This window comes from Limnohabitans sp. 2KL-1 (genome assembly GCF_003063435.1).
In the GTDB taxonomy this organism is placed as follows: Bacteria; Pseudomonadota; Gammaproteobacteria; order Burkholderiales; family Burkholderiaceae_C; genus Limnohabitans_A.
The window spans coordinates 60,140-74,338 of record NZ_NESL01000004.1 but is presented as its reverse complement, the minus strand read 5'-3'; the positions used below and the strand labels follow the sequence as shown (position 1 = coordinate 74,338).

Genomic DNA, 14,199 nt, shown 5'->3' with positions numbered 1-14,199 from the left:
ATCGGTGAAACAGGCACAGAACATCCGTCAGTTGGCGACTTCAGCCTGCGGTGGCCTCTTCGGGCTCGGCGGGCTCTGAACGCGAAGCGCGGCTTTCCTTCTTGGGGTTGGGCGTGATGTCCAGCAGCACCTCATCTTTGTCGTCGATGTCCACCGTCAGGCGGCCACCCTCGGTCAGGCGACCAAACAGCAGCTCGTCGGCCAGGGCTTTGCGGATGGTGTCCTGAATCAGGCGCTGCATTGGGCGTGCGCCCATGAGCGGATCGAAACCCTTCTTGCCCAGGAACTTGCGCAGTGCATCGGTGAAGGTGACTTCGACTTTCTTTTCGCCCAGTTGTTGTTCCAGTTGCAGCAAAAATTTGTCCACCACGCGCAGGATGATCTGCTCGTCCAGCGGCTTGAAGCTGACCATGGCATCCAGGCGGTTGCGGAACTCGGGGGTGAACAGGCGCTTGATGTCGCCCATTTCGTCCCCGGCCTGACGCGGGTTGGTGAAACCAATCGTGGCCTTGTTCATGGTCTCGGCACCCGCGTTGGTGGTCATGATGATGATCACGTTGCGGAAGTCGGCTTTGCGCCCGTTGTTGTCCGTCAAAGTGCCGTGGTCCATCACCTGCAGCAACACGTTGAAGATGTCCGGATGGGCTTTTTCGATCTCGTCGAGCAAGAGCACGCAGTGCGGCTTCTTGGTCACGGCTTCGGTCAACAAACCGCCCTGGTCAAAGCCCACGTAGCCTGGGGGCGCACCGATCAGGCGGCTGACCGCATGGCGCTCCATGTACTCGGACATGTCAAAACGGATCAGCTCAATGCCCAGGATGTAAGCCAGTTGCTTGGCCGCTTCGGTCTTGCCCACACCCGTGGGGCCGGAGAACAAGAAGGAGCCAATCGGCTTGTCGGTCTTGCCCAGACCCGAGCGGGCCATCTTGACGGCCGAGGCCAGCACTTCCAGCGCCTTGTCCTGTCCGAACACAACCGACTTCAAGTCGCGCTCGATGGTTTGCAGCTTGCTGCGGTCGTCGTTTGAGACGTTGGCAGGCGGGATGCGGGCGATCTTGGCCACAATGTCTTCGATCTCGGTCTTGCCAATCGTCTTTTTGCGTTTGGACGCGACCTGGATGCGCTGGGCAGCCCCGGCTTCGTCGATCACGTCAATCGCCTTGTCGGGCAATTGGCGGTCGTTGATGAACTTGGCCGACAGCTCGGCGGCGGCCTGCAAGGCGGCGATGGTGTACTTGACGCTGTGGTGGTCTTCAAAACGGCTCTTGAGGCCTTTAAGGATGTCCACCGTCTCGGACACGGTGGGCTCGACCACATCCACTTTCTGGAAGCGACGCGACAGGGCCGCGTCTTTTTCGAAGATGCCACGGTATTCGGTGAAGGTGGTCGCGCCGATGCACTTGAGCTGGCCGCTGGACAGCGCAGGCTTGAGCAGGTTGGAAGCGTCGAGCGTGCCGCCCGATGCCGCACCGGCACCGATCAGGGTGTGGATTTCGTCGATGAACAAGATGCCGTTGGGCTTGTCCTTGAGGGACTTGAGCACGCCTTTGAGGCGCTGCTCGAAGTCACCCCGGTATTTGGTGCCTGCCAGCAGTGCGCCCATGTCGAGCGAATACACCGTGGCTTCGGCCAGGATCTCAGGCACAGTGCCCTGCGTGATGCGCCAGGCCAGGCCTTCAGCAATCGCGGTCTTGCCCACACCGGCCTCGCCCACCAGTAGCGGGTTGTTTTTGCGGCGGCGGCACAAAATCTGAATGGTGCGCTCGACTTCGTACTCGCGACCGATCAGCGGGTCGATCTTGCCGTCTTTGGCCGCCTGGTTCAGGTTGTTGGTGTATTGCTCCAGCGGTGATGCTTTTTCATTGCGCTCGCCGCTATTGCCGCCCTCTTCGCCTTCGCTGCTGGAAGGGTTTTCGGCCGATTTGGCGGCTTCTGGCGGGTCGCTCTTTCGGATGCCGTGGGCAATGAAATTGACCACATCCAAGCGCGTGATGCCTTGCTGGTGCAGGTAATACACGGCATGCGAGTCTTTTTCGCCAAAGATGGCGACCAGCACGTTGGCACCGGTCACTTCTTTTTTGCCGTTGCCGGTGGACTGCACATGCATGATGGCGCGCTGGATCACGCGCTGAAAACCCAGCGTGGGCTGGGTGTCAACCTCTTCGGTGCCAGCCACCTGGGGGGTATTGTCTTTGATGAAGTTGCTCAAGGCTTTGCGCAGGTCATCGATGTTGGCCGCGCAGGCCCGCAAAACTTCGGCGGCGCTGGGGTTGTCCAGCAGGGCCAGAAGCAAGTGCTCGACCGTGATGAATTCGTGGCGTTGTTGCCGGGCCTCAACGAAGGCCATGTGCAAGCTGACTTCCAATTCTTGGGCAATCATGTGATTTCCTTATGCCTTGCTGAGAGATTGATGTGAATGAGATATGAGGCGTGCTGGCCACTATTCAATGGGTTCACTGACACATTGCAGTGGATGTCCTGCTTGCTTGGCCGCGTCCAGCACTTGATCGACCTTGGTGGCGGCCACGTCGCGCGAGTAAACCCCGCAGATGCCTTTGCCGTCCAGGTGGATCTTGAGCATGATTTGGGTCGCAGCTTCACGGTCTTTGCTGAAAAACTCCTGAATCACCGCCACCACGAATTCCATGGGGGTGTAGTCGTCGTTCAACATGGCCACCTGGTACATCTGGGGTGGTTCAATTTTTTGGGCACGTCGCTCAAGGACCACCGAATCGCCGCCATCGGGCATTCGGGGTATCAAGGTCGGCAGCGTGGGGTTCACAGGTTTTTTCGTTGCCATGATTTCATTCTATCGAGGCTTTCAATCCCTTCGGGCGGAAGGCGTGAAAAGTCTTTGCCGTTCACGGCCAAAACAGCACCCCGGGAAAACCTTACATTGACAAATTCGCTCTGAATTACTCAAACTGATTCGTCTGATAAAAACACGGAGACATCGCATGTCCAGTGGTACGGTCAAGTGGTTCAACGATGCCAAGGGCTTCGGGTTCATTCAGCCTGATGGCGGCGGGGAGGACGCGTTTGCGCATTTTTCTGCCATCCAGATGGAGGGATTCAAAACCCTCAAGGAGGGCCAGCGTGTCCAATTCGAGTTAACCGCGGGTGCCAAGGGCTGGATGGCGGCCAACATCCAGATCGAAACGCAAGCCCTGCCACAAACCGTCAACTTGACAGAGGTCACGACTGGCCATTTGTCACCCACGGACGACGCATCGACCGTCAACAGCACGACCTGATACGCAAGCGGCCCACGCGGCCCAAAAATTCTGAGTCATCGCTCGCCTTCGCGAGGGCTGCGGTCGTTGCTGGACAAAGGCACTTCGATGGTCGGCACCGTTCGTGCCCATGTTCGAACGCCCAAGGCGTTATCCTTAGGCCTTGGACCTCGCAAGCTTGACTTCATATGACCCTATTGACCCGGCCGGTTTCCGCCTTCTTTTTTCCAACCCAACGCCATGTAACTGGCGTTCTTCGGTGGCTGGCATTGACCTTTACCTTGCTGTTATTTCATGTTCAAGCGCCCGCCCAATCGGCTCAGGGAATGGGGCCGCAATTGAATCTGGCACGTACACAGTTGAGCGCAGGAATGCACAGACTGGATGTGCAACTGGCCCAGACTCCGCAGCAGCGCCAAATCGGGCTGATGTGGCGTCAAGACATGCCACAACACGAAGGCATGTTGTTTGTTTTCGAGCAAGCGGCCACCCAGTGCTTCTGGATGCGCAATACGCTCATCCCCTTGACTGCGGCCTTTGTGGCGGACGACGGCACCATTGTCAACCTGGCTGACATGAAAGCCCAAAGCGATGACTCGCACTGTTCTGCACAACCGGTACGCTTCGTCCTGGAAATGAACCAAGCTTGGTTTGCTAAAAGACAAATCAAACCCGGCTACAAACTGGGCGGAGAAGTCTTCACACAGCGCCCCCGTTGAGGCTCAAACACCCCAAACCAAATCCGAAGGGTCGGCCACACAGTGCTTGAGCAGCTTGACCATCGGGCTGGCGCGCTGCGCCAAGCGCACCGGGTCTACCATTCCTTCGGTTAAATCTTTCGCAGGGTCAGAAAGATACCCTGAGCCTGGTTTTTGCGCCTCCTGAGAACGTTGCAGACGCGCCGCTTCGTCCTGAGCCACTGCAGATTCAAGTTTGGCGATCGCGGCGGGCAAGTCTTGGACCAAGATGATGCCTTTGGCAGGATCATCCCCCAACATGATTTTGAGCAGCCTGCGCGCATCATCTTCCAGCATGATGAGATCGCTGGTCACCTGGGATTTGAACTTGAACAACATGGGGGCTCCAATCAAATGGTTCAGCGGCCCACCGTCTCTACACCGTCGTCTTCCACAGCATCGCCCTGAATCAAGGCTTTGAGTTTATGGCTGGCATGGAAGGTGGCGACACGACGTGCATCAATAGGGATCAATTCTCCTGTGCGAGGATTGCGTCCGGGCCGTGCGGCCTTGGTGCGGATCTGGAAGTTGCCAAAGCCTGAAATCTTGACATCATCCCCTGCGATGAGGCTGTCCACAATCAAATCAAAAAACGCGTCCACCATGTCTTTGGATTCGCGCTTGTTCAAGCCGATCTGCTCGAACAACAAATCGGCCAGGTGCGCCTTGGTCAGGGCCGGAGTTTCCAGGGTTTCAAAGCTGATTTGCATGACGGCGTCCCGCGGAGGATTAAGCATGTTAGCCGCGCAGGCGGGCCGTCACTTGACGCGAGAGCTGATCGACCACAGCCGCCATGGCGACGTCGATCTGGGCATCGGTCAGCGTTCCCTCATCGCTGTGCAGGGTCAGGCGCACAGCCAGGCTCTTCTCACCTGGTGCCAGACCCGTGGCATCGGCCTTGGGGCGGTAGATGTCGAACAGCACGGCATCACGCACCAGGCCCTGTGTGGGTGCAGCATGGATGGCGGCCATCAGTTGGGCGTGCGTGACCTGCTCGGCCACGATGACGGCGATGTCGCGCAGGGCCGACTGGTGTTTGGCCACGGGCTGGGCCACAGGCACTTGGCGTGCGGTCACGGCCGCCAGGTCCAACTCAAACACGACCGGGGCCTGGGCCAATTCCCAGGCCTGACGCCAACGGGGATGCAACTCACCCACATGCCCGATCACCTGGTCATTCAGGCGCACTTGCGCGCAACGACCAGGGTGCATGGCGGGATGTTCTGCGGCCACAAATTCGGCTTTGGCTGGAGCCAACAAGGCTTCAACATCGGCTTTGGCATCGTAAAAATCCACCTGGCGTGACTTGCCGGTCCAGCCCAACGGCTCCAGCGGGCCCCAGGCCATGCCGGCCACGCGCATGGGCTGGTCAAAGCCCTCGACAGTGCTGTCGCTGCCCGGAACCGAGGCGTTGCGCAAGAACACGCGGCCCAGCTCGAACACGCGCACGCGGTCGGCCTTGCGGTCGGCGTTGAACTTGACGACCTGCAGCAGCGAGCCGATCAGGCTGGAACGCATCACGCTCATCTGGCTGGCGATCGGGTTGAGCAGGAGGATTGGATGGGTCTGGCCCGCCAGATCGCGCTCCCAGCTTTCCTCGACAAAGCTGTAGTTGATGGTTTCCTGGTAGCCCAGTCCAGCCAGCAGACGGCGCACGGCAAACGGGCTGCGCTCGGTCTCACGGCGCATGCTGGCGGTGATGGGGGCCAGCGGCGGGTTCGTGGGCAGGTTGTTGTAACCCACCATGCGGGCCACTTCTTCAATCAGATCTTCTTCGATCTGCAAATCGAATCGGAAGCTGGGCGGCGTCACGGTGACGGTGCCTTCGCCCTCAGCCACTTGCAGGCCCAAGCCGCGCAGCGCGTCGGCGCATTGCTGCTGGGTCAAAGGCATGCCAATGACTTTGACGGCACGGGCCACGCGCAGCGTGACGGGCGCGATCGCAGGCACATTCACCGTCTGGTCGTCGATGGGGCCGACCTGGGTGTCAGGCGTGCCGCAAATGTCGAGCACCAGCTGGGTGATGCGCTCGATGTGCTCCACGGTCAACTGCGGGTCCACACCGCGCTCGAAACGGTGACCGGCATCGGTCGCGAAGTTGTAGCGACGCGAACGGCCCGCAATGGCCGTGGGCCACCAGAAGGCGGCTTCGATGTAAATATTTTGGGTGTCGTCGGACACGGCAGTGGCGTCGCCGCCCATGATGCCAGCCAGCGACTCGACCTGGCTGTCGTCGGCGATCACACCGACTTTATCGTCCACGGTGACTGTGTTGCCGTTGAGCAGCTTGAGAGACTCACCTGCTTGGCCCCAACGCACTTGCAGGCCGCCGTGGATCTTGTCGAGGTCGAAAATGTGCGAGGGACGGCCGAACTCGAACATCACGTAGTTGGAGATGTCCACCAGAGGGCTCACGCTGCGCTGACCGCAACGCGCCAAGCGGTCCACCATCCACTGCGGCGTTTGGGCCTTCGTGTTCACGCCCTTCACCACCCGACCGCTGAAGCGGCCACACAAGTCAGGCGCCTGCACCTTCACAGCCAACTTGTCGCTGATTTGCGTGGCCACGAGAGGGAAAGTCGGGGCCTTCAAAGGTGCGCCGGTCAGAGCCGACACTTCGCGGGCAATGCCGTACACGCTCAGGCAATGCGCCAGGTTGGGCGTGAGCTTGAGCGTCATCAGGGTGTCGTCCAGATTCAAATACTGGCGGATGTCTTGACCCAGAGGCGCGTCTGCAGGCAACTCCAGCAAACCGCCATGATCGTCGGCAATCTGCAGTTCTTTGGCCGAGCACAGCATGCCCTGGCTTTCGACGCCACGCAGCTTGCCGACCTTGATCACGAAAGGCTTGCCGTCTTCACCCGGGGGCAACTCGGCCCCCACCATGGCGCAGGGCACGCGGATGCCCACGCGGGCGTTGGGCGCACCACACACGATATTCAGCAGGCTGCCCTGCCCCACATCCACCTGGCACACGCGCAAGCGATCGGCATTGGGGTGCTGCACGGCTTCCTTGATTTCACCGATCACGATTTGGGTGAACGGCGGGGCCACGGGCTCCAGCTCTTCCACTTCGAGACCGGCCATGGTCAGGGTGTCGGCCAGTTGCTGGGTCGTCAGGGACGGGTTGCAGAACTCGCGCAACCAGGATTCAGGAAATTGCATACACAGGGCTCACTTCGGTTCGCTGCACGGCACGCACCGGGCAGCAGCATTCAGGAATGGCGGAAATGGGGTTTACTGGAACTGGCTCAGGAAACGCACATCGCCGTCAAAGAACAGACGCAGGTCGTTCACGCCGTAGCGCAGCATGGTGAAGCGGTCCATGCCCATGCCGAAGGCAAAACCGATGAAGCGTTCGGGGTCCAGGCCCATGTTGCGCACCACGTTGGGGTGCACCTGGCCGGAACCACCCACTTCAAGCCAGCGACCGGCCAGCGGGCCGCTCTGGAACTGGATGTCGATCTCGGCGCTGGGCTCGGTGAACGGGAAGAAACTGGGACGGAAACGCAGCACCAGATCGTCGCTTTCAAAATAGGTGCGGCAGAAATCGGTGACCACGACCTTGAGGTCCTTGAAGCTCACGTTCTCGCCGATCCACAGGCCTTCACACTGGTGGAACATGGGCGAATGGGTGGCGTCGCTGTCCACGCGGTAGGTGCGGCCCGGCGCGATGACGCGGATCTCGGGCATCGCTTGACCCGCATCAAGCAGGTTCTTGTAGCGCTTGACGTGCTGCACCGCATGGCGGATCTGCATGGGACTGGTGTGCGTGCGCAGCAGATGACCACCTTCAACATAGAAGGTGTCGTGCATGGACCGGGCCGGATGGTCTTCGGGGGTGTTGAGTGCGGTGAAGTTGAACCAGTCGGTCTCGATCTCAGGGCCCTGAGCCACTTCAAAACCCATGGAGCCAAAAATTTGTTCGACACGCTCCAGCGTGATGGAGACCGGGTGCAAACCACCCTGCCCCGCTTGACGCCCTGGCAGAGTCACATCCAGCGCTTCGGCTTTGAGCTGGGTTTCCAACTCGGCATCGGCGAGCGCCTGACGGCGGTCATTGAGGGCCGCCTCAATCGCCTGCTTGGCGATGTTGATGGCCGCACCACGGGTTTTCTTGTCTTCCACGCTCAAACTGGCCATGCCCTTCATCAGCTCAGTGATGCGACCGGCTTTGCCCAGAAACAGGGCCTTGGCGTTTTCGAGGTCGGCAGGTGTCAGTGCCTGCGCAAAACTCTGGCGTGCGGATTCGACCAGGGTGTCCAGCTCGTTCATGGTGTGGGGATCGGTGGAAGATCGTTGAATGGGGGAATAAAAAAGGGACTGAAGCTGTTGCGAGCCTCAATCCCTTTGATCGAGTGCGTGGCACAGACCCGAGGGCCCGTGTCACTCATGGACTCAAGCTGCGGCCAGTTTGGCTTTGACTTGGTTCACGATGCCAGCAAAAGCGGCCTTGTCGTGCACAGCGATGTCCGCCAGCATCTTACGGTCGATTTCAATGGCAGCCTTTTTCAGGCCGTTGGCGAACTGGCTGTAGGTCAGACCGCATTCACGCGCAGCGGCGTTGATACGGGCAATCCACAACTGACGGAACACACGCTTTTTGGTGCGACGGTCACGGTAGGCGTATTGGCCAGCCTTCATCACCGCCTGTTTGGCGATGCGGAAGACATTGCCGCGGCGACCGCGGAAACCTTTTGCAAGGGCCAGAACTTTCTTGTGACGGGCGCGTGCCGTTACACCACGTTTAACGCGAGGCATATTTTTTCTCCTTGTTCGTCAGTGAATTACAGGCCAGCCATGGGCAACATTTGTGCCATGTGACCCATATTGGTCTCGTGAACAGACACTGCACCGCGGAGGTGGCGTTTGTTCTTGGTCGTCTTCTTGGTCAGAATGTGACGTTTGAAGGCTTGACCGCGTTTAACGGTACCACCTGGACGAACACGGAAGCGCTTCTTGGCGCTGCTTTTGGTCTTCATCTTGGGCATATCAATGCTCCTTTATTTGTGCTCGTGAGGCGTCTGCAAAAACTTTGCAGCCTTGATGGCCCCGAGCCACTTTTAACAAAAACCACCCGAAGGCGGCTTTTGATTCGACCCGCCCGAAAGCGAATCAAACTCTCTTAGGCCGCATCGGTTGACGCAGCAGCATCTGCTGCTTTGCCACCAGCGGCAGGTTTTTTACGCCCTGGCGCAATCATCATGATCATTTGCCGACCTTCAAGCTTGGGAAATTGCTCGACGATGATCGAATCCGCCAATTCATCACGGATGCGGTTGAGCAAAGCCAAACCCAATTCTTGGTGCGTGATCTCACGGCCACGGAAACGCAAGGTGATTTTGCATTTGTCGCCATCTGCCAAAAACCGGCGGATGTTGCGCATCTTGATGTTGTAGTCACCGTCATCGGTGCCCGGACGGAACTTGACTTCTTTGATGTCAATGACCGTTTGCTTGGCTTTGGCTTCCGCCGCACGCTTTTGCTCTTGGTATTTGAACTTGCCGTAGTCCATCAAACGACAAACAGGCGGGTTGGCGGTAGCGGCAATTTCTACCAGATCCACATCCATCTCACCTGCCATGCGCAGGGCTTCGGCCAAGGACAAAATGCCCAATGGCTCGTTTTCAGGGCCGGAAACACGCACCTCAGGGGCCATGATTTCACGGTTCAAACGGTGTTTGCGTTCTTCGCGGTGGCGACGATCACGAAATTCGGTAGCGATGACTCAATCCTTTACGGAACAAAACTGCGACATGCAGCCCATCCATCTTTGTGCCCACGGGCCAAAGCTTGTGGCGAAACTCACCTTCAGGCTTTAGAAGCGATGTCGGCTGCAATGCGTTCAATGAACGCATCGATCGACATCACACCGAGGTCTTTGTTGCCTCGGGCGCGCACTGCGACGGTACCCGCTGCCTTTTCCTTGTCGCCTGCGACAAGGATGTAAGGCAGCTTTTGCAACGAATGCTCACGTATTTTATACGTGATTTTCTCGTTACGCAGGTCCAAATCGACTCTAAGGCCTTGATTTGACGCCGATTTTTGCAATTTTGCAGCAATTTCGCGACAGTAATCGGCTTGTGCATCGGTGATATTGAGCACAGACACCTGCACAGGGGCCAGCCAAGTGGGCAAAGCACCAGCGTGCTGCTCAACCAATATGCCAATGAAACGCTCCAGACTGCCCACAATGGCGCGGTGCAGGATCACGGGACGCTGGCGACTGCCGTCTTCGGCGGTGTATTCGGCATCCAGGCGCTCAGACAGGTTGAAGTCAACCTGGATGGTGCCGCACTGCCACTCACGGCCGATGGCGTCTTTCAGTGTGTATTCAATTTTGGGGCCGTAGAAAGCGCCGTCGCCCTCAGATATCACAAAGTCACACCCGGAGTGGCGCAAGCTGTCCATCAAAGCTTTTTCTGCTTTGTCCCACAACTCATCAGAGCCAATGCGCGCAGCGGGTCGGGTAGAGACTTTGTAGAGGATATCGGTGAAACCGAAATCAGCGTAGACCTTTTTCAATACCTTGGTAAAAGTATCGCATTCAGGCAGGATCTGGTTTTCGGTGCAGAAAATGTGCCCGTCGTCTTGCGTGAAGCCGCGCACGCGCATGATGCCGTGCAGGCCACCCGAAGGCTCGTTGCGGTGGCATTGTCCGAACTCTCCATAGCGCAGGGGTAAATCGCGATAGCTCTTGATGCCCTGCTTGAAAATCAGGATGTGGCCCGGGCAGTTCATCGGTTTGAGCGCGTAATCACGCTTTTCCGACTCGGTGGTGAACATGTTGTCGCGATATTTGTCCCAGTGACCGGTCTTTTCCCACAGGGATTTGTCCAGGATCTGCGGCCCCTTGACCTCTTGATAACCACTGTCACGGTAGACCTGGCGCATGTATTGCTCCACCGTCTGCCAAACCGTCCAGCCCTTGGGATGCCAGAACACAAGGCCCGGCGCGTGCTCGTCAATATGGAACAAATCGAGTTCACGGCCAAGCTTGCGGTGGTCGCGTTTTTCCGCTTCTTCCAAGCGGATGAGGTATTGCTGCAAGTCTTCCTTGCTGGCCCAAGCCGTACCGTACACACGCTGCAACATCTCGTTTTTGCTGTCGCCACGCCAGTAAGCACCTGCCACCTTCATCAACTTGAAATGCTTGAGTTTGCCGGTGCTGGGCACATGCGGCCCGCGGCAAAGATCCTCGAAATCGCCTTCCCTGTACAGGCTGACCTGCTCACCCGCAGGAATGCTGCCGATGATTTCAGCCTTGTAGTGCTCTCCCAAGCCCTTGAAATAGGCCACGGCTTCATCACGAGGCAAGACACGTCGCACCACGGGCTCGTCCTTGGCTGCCAATTCGGCCATGCGCCTTTCAATCGTCACCAAATCTTCCGGTGTGAAAGGCCGGGTGTAGGAAAAGTCGTAATAGAAGCCGTTCTCAATCACAGGACCGATGGTCACCTGCGCATCAGGAAACAGGCCCTTGACCGCATAAGCGAGCAAGTGCGCTGTCGAGTGACGGATCAACTCCAGGCCCTCGGGGTCTTTGGCGGTGATGATGGCCAATTTGGCATCAGAACTCATGCAATGGCTGGTATCCACCAATTCGCCATTGACTTTGCCACCCAGGGCTGCTTTGGCCAGGCCTGTACCAATGGAGGCGGCCACCTCAGCGACAGTGACCGGGCCAGAAAAATCGCGCAATGAACCGTCGGGAAGCGTAATTTGAACCATTTGATTGGAATGCAAAAGCGCGGTCCCTGGACCGCGCTGATTGAATGTAAGAAACAAAAACAAACTTGATTTTCCCACAAATCATGGGCTCACCGGACCATGGCCAGCGCGCACCGCATACCGCTGCAACTTTTCATGCCTGCAAGCGCACATCAAGCCTTTCGTCAGCCACATGTCGGGATGCTTGGTTTAAGATAGTGGTCTTCTTTTTCATCTCGTAAAAACCTATACCACGATGACCATGCCTGCAGCACGCTCCAAAATCATTTACACCTTGACGGATGAAGCCCCTTTGTTGGCGACGGCGGCCTTTTTGCCCGTCATCCGAACCTTCACTCAACCTGCTGGCATTGACGTTGAAACCAGCGACATTTCGGTCGCAGCCCGTGTCCTCGGTGAGTTCCCTGAGTTTTTGACGCCTGAACAAAAAGTACCGGACAACCTCTCTGAGCTCGGCCGACTGACGCTGTTGCCAGACACCAACATCATCAAGCTCCCCAACATCAGTGCCTCGGTCGGCCAGTTGGTGGCCACCATCAAGGAATTGCAGTCCAAGGGCTACGCCCTGCCCGACTACCCAGAGAACGCCAAAACTGACGAAGAGAAGGCCCTCAAGGCCCGTTACTCCAAGTGCACGGGCTCTGCCGTGAACCCCGTTCTGCGCGAAGGCAACTCGGACCGCCGCGCACCACGTGCCGTGAAGGAGTTCGCCCGTAAAAATCCGCACAGCATGGCCGAGTGGAGCCAGGCCTCGCGCTCGCATGTGTCGCACATGCACGCCGGCGACTTCTACCATGGCGAAAAGTCCATGACCTTGGACCGCGCCCGCGACGTGAAGATGGAATTGATCACCCAAAGCGGCAAGTCCATCGTGCTCAAGCAAAAAGTCTCTTTGCTCGACCGTGAAGTCATTGACAGCATGTTCATGAGCAAGAAGGCCCTGGTCGAATTTTACGAAAAAGAGATTGAAGACGCCCGCAAGACCGGCGTGATGTTCTCGCTGCACGTCAAAGCCACCATGATGAAGGTCTCGCACCCCATCGTGTTTGGTCACTGCGTGAAGATCTTCTACAAGGACGCCTTCGAAAAACACGCCAAACTGTTTGAAGATCTGGGCGTGAACGTGAACAACGGCATGGCCGATCTGTACAACAAGATCGCCACCCTGCCCCAGTCCAAGCAAGACGAGATCAAGCGCGACCTGCACGCCTGCCACGAGCACCGCCCCGAGTTGGCCATGGTCGATTCGGCCAAGGGCATCACCAACTTCCACTCGCCCAATGATGTGATCGTGGACGCCTCCATGCCCGCCATGATCCGCAACGGCGGCAAGATGTGGGACGCCAACGGCCGCCTGAAGGACGTCAAGGCCGTGATGCCCGAATCGACTTTTGCCCGCATTTACCAAGAGATGATCAACTTCTGCAAATGGCATGGCGCGTTCGATCCCAAGACCATGGGCACGGTGCCGAATGTGGGCTTGATGGCCCAGCAGGCCGAAGAATACGGCTCACACGACAAGACCTTCGAGATCACCGAAGACGGTGTGGCCAACATCACCGATCTGAACACCGGTGAAGTTTTGCTGTCACAAAACGTGGAAGCCGGCGACATCTGGCGCATGTGCCAGGTCAAAGACGCAGCGATCCGGGACTGGGTCAAGCTGGCCGTCACGCGTGCCCGCAACTCCGGCATGCCCGTGGTGTTCTGGCTCGACCAATATCGCCCTCATGAAGCGCAATTGATCACCAAGGTCAAGATGTACCTGCACGAACACAACACCTCAGGTCTTGACATCCAAATCATGAGCCAGGTGCGTGCGATGCGTTACACCCTGGAGCGCGTGGTGCGCGGTCTGGACACCATCAGCGCGACGGGCAACATCCTGCGCGATTACCTGACCGACCTGTTCCCGATCATGGAATTGGGCACCTCGGCCAAGATGCTGTCGGTCGTACCTTTGATGGCCGGTGGCGGCATGTACGAAACAGGCGCAGGTGGCTCGGCGCCCAAACACGTTCAGCAATTGGTCGAAGAGAACCATTTGCGCTGGGATTCACTGGGTGAATTCCTGGCACTGGCCGTCTCACTGGAAGACCTGGGCCTGAAGACCGGTAACAAAAAGGCGGTCGTTTTGGCCAAGGCGCTGGATGCCGCAACGGGCAAATTGCTCGACAACAACAAAAACCCCTCTCCCAAAACCGGACAGTTGGACAACCGCGGCAGCCAGTTCTATTTGGCCATGTACTGGGCACAGGAAATGGTTGCACAAACCGAGGATGCTGAACTGGCCGCCCAATTCACCTCTTTGGCCAAGCAACTGACGGATAACGAGAAAAAGATCGTGGAAGAACTCAATGCTGTACAGGGCAAGCCGGTGGACATTGGCGGTTACTACTATCCTTCACAGGAAAAGATCAAAGCCATCATGTGCCCCAGCGCAACGCTCAATGCCGTATTGAGCGCTGCAGCCTGAACTGCTGGTTGAAAAGCCTTCA

Annotated in this window: 12 protein-coding genes and 1 pseudogene; 3 read left to right on the top strand and 10 right to left on the bottom strand. The window is 57.9% G+C overall.

Features of this window, described 5'->3' with window-relative positions:
* Positions 1–40 precede the first annotated feature (40 nt).
* Both clpA and clpS read right to left on the bottom strand, forming a co-directional pair.
* Positions 41–2,380, bottom strand: a complete 2,340-nt coding sequence (gene clpA / locus B9Z47_RS10875) for an ATP-dependent Clp protease ATP-binding subunit ClpA (protein WP_108331284.1) — start codon at positions 2,378–2,380, stop codon at positions 41–43.
* Positions 2,381–2,440: 60 nt separating this feature from the next.
* Positions 2,441–2,800 carry an ATP-dependent Clp protease adapter ClpS gene (gene clpS / locus B9Z47_RS10870; RefSeq protein ID WP_108331283.1) on the bottom strand — a complete coding sequence of 120 codons (360 nt, stop codon included), beginning with the start codon at positions 2,798–2,800 and terminating at the stop codon, positions 2,441–2,443.
* 157 nt (positions 2,801–2,957) lie between these two features.
* Between clpS and B9Z47_RS10865 the strand changes: the two are divergent.
* Both B9Z47_RS10865 and B9Z47_RS10860 read left to right on the top strand, forming a co-directional pair.
* Positions 2,958–3,152, top strand: a pseudogene (locus tag B9Z47_RS10865) (cold-shock protein); the annotation flags it as partial.
* 269 nt (positions 3,153–3,421) lie between these two features.
* Positions 3,422–3,952 (top strand): DUF192 domain-containing protein, encoded by a 531-nt coding sequence (locus tag B9Z47_RS10860; protein ID WP_108331281.1) that lies wholly within the window; start codon positions 3,422–3,424, stop codon positions 3,950–3,952.
* A 3-nt stretch (positions 3,953–3,955) separates the two neighbouring features.
* Here B9Z47_RS10860 and B9Z47_RS10855 read toward each other — a convergent pair whose 3' ends face one another.
* The 8 genes from B9Z47_RS10855 to thrS form a co-directional block, all read right to left on the bottom strand.
* Positions 3,956–4,309 (bottom strand): DUF1840 domain-containing protein, encoded by a 354-nt coding sequence (locus B9Z47_RS10855; protein WP_108331280.1) that lies wholly within the window; start codon positions 4,307–4,309, stop codon positions 3,956–3,958.
* A gap of 20 nt (positions 4,310–4,329) precedes the next feature.
* Entirely contained in the window at positions 4,330–4,680 is a 351-nt protein-coding gene (locus B9Z47_RS10850) for an integration host factor subunit alpha (RefSeq protein WP_108331279.1), read from the bottom strand.
* A gap of 28 nt (positions 4,681–4,708) precedes the next feature.
* Complete coding sequence (gene pheT / locus B9Z47_RS10845; RefSeq protein WP_108331278.1) at positions 4,709–7,135, bottom strand: phenylalanine--tRNA ligase subunit beta; 2,427 nt, start codon at positions 7,133–7,135, stop codon at positions 4,709–4,711.
* A 72-nt stretch (positions 7,136–7,207) separates the two neighbouring features.
* Positions 7,208–8,245: a phenylalanine--tRNA ligase subunit alpha gene (pheS, locus tag B9Z47_RS10840; RefSeq protein ID WP_108331277.1), complete on the bottom strand. Its 1,038-nt coding sequence runs from the start codon at positions 8,243–8,245 to the stop codon at positions 7,208–7,210.
* 123 nt (positions 8,246–8,368) lie between these two features.
* A complete protein-coding gene (gene rplT, locus B9Z47_RS10835) occupies positions 8,369–8,731 on the bottom strand; it encodes a 50S ribosomal protein L20 (RefSeq protein WP_026036460.1) in 363 nt (120 codons plus the stop codon).
* Positions 8,732–8,757: 26 nt separating this feature from the next.
* A complete protein-coding gene (rpmI, locus tag B9Z47_RS10830; protein WP_108331276.1) occupies positions 8,758–8,961 on the bottom strand; it encodes a 50S ribosomal protein L35 in 204 nt (67 codons plus the stop codon).
* Positions 8,962–9,095: 134 nt separating this feature from the next.
* Positions 9,096–9,695 (bottom strand): translation initiation factor IF-3, encoded by a 600-nt coding sequence (infC, locus tag B9Z47_RS10825; protein ID WP_108331275.1) that lies wholly within the window; start codon positions 9,693–9,695, stop codon positions 9,096–9,098.
* Between the two features lie 86 nt (positions 9,696–9,781).
* Positions 9,782–11,701 (bottom strand): threonine--tRNA ligase, encoded by a 1,920-nt coding sequence (thrS, locus tag B9Z47_RS10820; protein WP_108331274.1) that lies wholly within the window; start codon positions 11,699–11,701, stop codon positions 9,782–9,784.
* 241 nt (positions 11,702–11,942) lie between these two features.
* On the opposite strand from thrS, the gene B9Z47_RS10815 reads away from it, so the two are divergent.
* Positions 11,943–14,177 (top strand): NADP-dependent isocitrate dehydrogenase, encoded by a 2,235-nt coding sequence (locus tag B9Z47_RS10815; RefSeq protein ID WP_108331445.1) that lies wholly within the window; start codon positions 11,943–11,945, stop codon positions 14,175–14,177.
* Positions 14,178–14,199 lie beyond the last annotated feature (22 nt).